The 4,043-nt window shown below is 69.9% G+C and carries 5 protein-coding genes; 3 read left to right on the top strand and 2 right to left on the bottom strand.

Annotation, left to right across the window (positions count from 1 at the left end; translation table 11 throughout):
- Nucleotides 1-357: 357 nt before the first annotated feature.
- From pgsA to OS124_RS0106975, 3 genes are read left to right on the top strand one after another with little or no spacing between them, the layout of a single operon-like run.
- On the top strand, nt 358-1,032 hold the full coding sequence (gene pgsA, locus OS124_RS0106985) for a CDP-diacylglycerol--glycerol-3-phosphate 3-phosphatidyltransferase (RefSeq protein WP_010138727.1): 675 nt from the start codon (nt 358-360) through the stop codon (nt 1,030-1,032).
- Between the two features lie 37 nt (nt 1,033-1,069).
- On the top strand, nt 1,070-1,315 hold the full coding sequence (moaD, locus tag OS124_RS0106980; protein WP_010138726.1) for a molybdopterin converting factor subunit 1: 246 nt from the start codon (nt 1,070-1,072) through the stop codon (nt 1,313-1,315).
- 4 nt (nt 1,316-1,319) lie between these two features.
- Nucleotides 1,320-1,781 carry a molybdenum cofactor biosynthesis protein MoaE gene (locus tag OS124_RS0106975; RefSeq protein ID WP_010138725.1) on the top strand — a complete coding sequence of 154 codons (462 nt, stop codon included), beginning with the start codon at nt 1,320-1,322 and terminating at the stop codon, nt 1,779-1,781.
- A 453-nt stretch (nt 1,782-2,234) separates the two neighbouring features.
- Here OS124_RS0106975 and OS124_RS0106970 read toward each other — a convergent pair whose 3' ends face one another.
- Nucleotides 2,235-2,564 (bottom strand): hypothetical protein, encoded by a 330-nt coding sequence (locus OS124_RS0106970; protein ID WP_010138724.1) that lies wholly within the window; start codon nt 2,562-2,564, stop codon nt 2,235-2,237.
- A gap of 116 nt (nt 2,565-2,680) precedes the next feature.
- A partial coding sequence (locus OS124_RS23935; RefSeq protein WP_010138723.1) for an OmpA family protein occupies nt 2,681-4,043 on the bottom strand: 1,363 nt, incomplete at its 5' end.

Here is a 4,043-nt window from a genome sequence, read left to right as displayed (position 1 = left end):
GAGGGAGACGCAAAAAACGTGCTTGCTCCCGAGGTGGGGCGCTGCCGGGGGGCGACTGGGGCCGAGCGGGGTGGGACGGGGCACCTGCAGGGCAGGTGCCGGCGCTGCGCCCGGGGCCCTGGCCTGCTGCCCGCAAGGGGCCCTGCGGGCGATCCCGCGCCGGCCAGGGGGCGGGGCACCTGTCGCACGCTTGCGGAGACCCGCTGCCCCGGGCATGGCTTCGGCGGTCCTGTCCCGGCGCCGGGGCGAGACGCTCGGGCAACGCGCGGCCGAAATCGGCCTCTCTGCGCTGCCGGAGAGGGGGCTGGCGCTGCAATCGCGCTTTCCCAGGCGGTCAACTCAGGCTAGGAGAGGGCCATGCAAATATCCCTGCCGAACCTCCTGACCATCCTGCGCCTGCTGGCCTCTCCGGGCCTGGCGCTGTGCTTCCTCTGGCTGCCACGCCCGGCCGCCGACGCCTGTGCGCTGGCGCTTTTCGTGCTGGCCTCGCTGACCGACTATGTCGACGGCCAGCTGGCCCGCGCCTGGAACCAGGTGTCCAAGCTGGGCGCCATGCTGGACCCGATCGCCGACAAGGCCATGGTGGTCATCGCCCTGATGGTGCTGGCCCATGTTTCCTCGCTGTCCCAGCTGCTTATCCTGCCCGCGGCGCTGATCCTCTTTCGCGAGGTCTTCGTCTCGGGGCTGCGTGAGTACCTGGGCGAGACGGCGGGACTGTTGAAGGTGACCAAGCTGGCCAAGTGGAAGACCACGGCGCAGATGGTGGCCATCGCGGTGCTGCTGGTGCAGGGGCTGGCGGAACAGTACCTGGGCGAGGCGCTCTTCGGTCTCGACAACGGCATGGTCGAAGGTATGCTGACCGGTGAACATGCGGATGAGGCCGGGCTGCGCGGGCTTGTCCTGGTCACCGACCTGGCCGGCTGGGCCGGTCTGGCGCTGATCTGGATTGCTGCGGTGCTGACCGTGATCACCGGCGCGGACTACTTCCTGAAGGCCCGTCCGCACCTGCGCGACGACGACAGCGCCGCCTGACGGCGCGCGAAACCCGAAGGCACCTGCGGGAGGCCCCATGCAGATCCTCTATTTCGCCTGGATCCGGGAACGGATCGGCCTGCCGAAGGAACAGGTCCAGACCTCCGCCGCGACAGTGCAGGAGCTGGTCCGCGAACTGGTGGCCCGGGAAGAGCGCTATGCGCTGGCCTTCTCGGATCTCTCGGCGGTGCGCGTGGCGCTGGACCAGGAGCTGTCCGAGATGGACGCGCCGCTGGCCGGTGTGCGCGAGGTGGCCTTTTTCCCGCCGATGACGGGGGGCTGAGGGCATGTCCGGCCCTGCCGACATCCGCGTGCAATCCGCGCCCTTCGATCCCGGCGCCGAGCTGTCGGCCTTCACGCCGCTGGCGGCGCGGGCGGGCTGCGGCGCGGTGGTCAGCTTCACCGGGCTGGTGCGCGACCTCTCGGGCGGGCTCTCGGCGATGGAGATCGAGCACTACCCCGGCATGACCGAGAAGGCGCTGGCCGGCATCGCCGCCGACGCCTCGGGCCGCTGGGATCTGGGGCCGGTGTTGATTCTGCACCGCTACGGGCGCCTCGGGGCGGAAGAGCCGATCATGATGGTCGCCACCGCCTCGCGTCACCGGCGGGCCGCCTTCGAGGCCGCCGATTTCCTGATGGATTACCTGAAGAGCCGTGCCCCCTTCTGGAAGAAGGAAAGCACTGATGCAGGTGCAAGCTGGGTCGCCGCCAAGGACGAGGACGAGGACGCCCTGTCACGCTGGCGCTGAGGCTTCAGCTTGCCGGGATCCTGTCGGGGCCGCCCCTGAGGGGGCATCGAGCCCCCGCAGGGGCGGGGGCAGAGCCCCCGGGCGCACCCGATGGATGGTGGCGCATTGCCTGTGCCGCAAGACTTGCCGCTTGGGCTGTTCCGGTCTGCGGAATGGCTGACGGAAAGGCCTATCGGGCAGGGCGGCGCAGAACGGCTGACTGGCTGGCATGACGCGCGCGGCTGCGAGGAGGTGCGGCAAGGCGGCAGGGGGCAGATGCGCTCTCGATTGGCGGAAGGATCGGCGAACCGGAAGCGAGGCTGGTGCAGGACGAGAGCGGGTGTCCGGGCGATCGCCTGACCACGCGTCGGTTTGCGCGAGTCTGGCCCTGCGTGAGGGGGGCTTCTTTCGAGCGCGGCCCTTTTGGGGGGACGAGGGCGTGCCCCCGGGGCACCGTCTACGTGGCGCGCAGCGTCAGCCGGGCTGGTGGGTACGCTCGATGTAGCTGCGCAGTTCTTCCGCCTCGTGGCGGGCGTCGCGCAGGCCTTCCATGGCGGCAGAGAGCTCAGCTTCGGTCTGGGACAGCTGGTTGGTCAGTTCGGCTTCGCGCTGCTGCAGGTAGGTGATCGCCTGGTCGCGGGTCTCTTCGGCCTCGTGCAATTCGTGGGCCATGCGCTCCAGCTCGCCGACATCGGCCAGCGAGACGCGGGTGAAGCGGTGAATGAGCCAATAGGCAAACCAGCCAAGGCAGAAGGCCACGAAGAGAATGATCGCCGTGGCAATGATGAATTCGGTCCTGTTCACCCGTCTGTCCCCGTTTGCGGCCAAGGCCCCTGCATGGGCCTCATCCTTCGTTCCATGTCACGGCTGGCCGCCCCCGTCCAGCACGTGCCCCCATCATTTTCTCCGGTCGCGGCGGGTCACTCGCGCGGCGCATCATCCGCGGGCGCCTCGGGCTCGGGGCGATCGTCGCCAAGCGCGATGGCCTCGGCGATGGCCCGCGCCGTCTCGAGAACCCCTGCCGTGGCATCGACCGAGTCGCCTCCCACCGGGGCCGAGGATGCCTCGGCCGCCGGGGCCTCATCAAGGCTATCGTCCTGTTCGGCGGTCATGCCCCCCTCGTCGGCACCTTCGCCGCCGAAGTGGTCGTCATCCGAGCCGTCAGGACCCTGCTCCGCATCGTCCCCGACCTCGTCGCCGAGTGCCTCGTCGCCGAAGTCCTCGTCACCGGATCCCTCGTCGCCGGCGCCTGCATCGGCAGTGGCCTCTGCCGAGGGCTGTTCCGATGCCGCCGTCCCGTCCTCTGCAGCAGAGGCGCGGGCACCAGAGGCGTTGGCGTCGATCAGGCTGAACTCGATCCGGCGGTTGGCCTCGCGGCCCTCTTCGGTGCCGTTGTCGGCAATCGGCTGGCTCTCGCCGTAGCCCTGCGCGACGAAGGTGCGGGTCAGGACCCGGCGCAGGCGCAGTTCGTTCAGGATCGCCTGGGCGCGCTGCTGGGACAGGTTGAGGTTCATCTCTTCGCGGCCCTGGCTGTCGGTGTGACCGGCGATCTCCAGCGGCAGGTTCGGGCAGGTCTTCAGCACCTCGGCCATCTGGTCGAGTAGCCCTAGGCTATCGGCGGCGACATTGGTCGAACCGGGTTCGAAGTTGATCTTCGCGCCCTCGGACTGCAGGGCGCGCAGGTCGGCCAGGCATTCCTCGGGCGTCGGAATCGAGGCGATCGGGTCCAGCTTCTCCTGGTAGGTCACGTCGATGGCATAGGTCTCGGCATTGCCCAGCTTCTCGCCCAACAGGCGCGCGATGCGGTCAGAGGCCTCCTTGTCGCCGGTATTGCCGCGCAGGGCGATGGCGTCGGGCGACACGGTGACCGAGCCGTTGGAAAGCTGCGACAGCGCGTCCAGCGCGGTCAGCACCCGCAGCGGCCAGGTCTCGGGCAGTCCCTCGTCGAGGCGCGCGGCCGAGGCGATGTTGTCGCTGCCGAAGCGCGCCCGGGCCAGGCTTTCGACGGCGTTGCGGGTCAGCTCGTCGCCGAGGCGGCCGCGGATCTGCAACCGGCCCTCGGGGCTGAGGGAGGCGGTGAACTCGGGCGCGCCCTCGGGGGCGGCGTCGGGCAGCTCGGGCAGGACGGCGTGCAGGGCGTAGACCTCGGGCAGGGCGTTCTCGAGCTGGCCCACGACGTCGTCGAACAGCGCCGGGTCGGTGCCCTCGGCGGCGATCAGGCTGATGTCGGCATCCGAGAAGCTGACGGTGCCGGCGCCAAGCTGGCCCAGGGCGCGGATCGAC

The sequence above is a fragment of the Oceanicola sp. S124 genome, assembly GCF_000220565.1.
Lineage (GTDB): Bacteria > Pseudomonadota > Alphaproteobacteria > Rhodobacterales > Rhodobacteraceae > Pseudooceanicola.
Note: the sequence above shows the minus strand (reverse complement) of the source record. Positions and strands in the feature narration are given on the sequence as shown.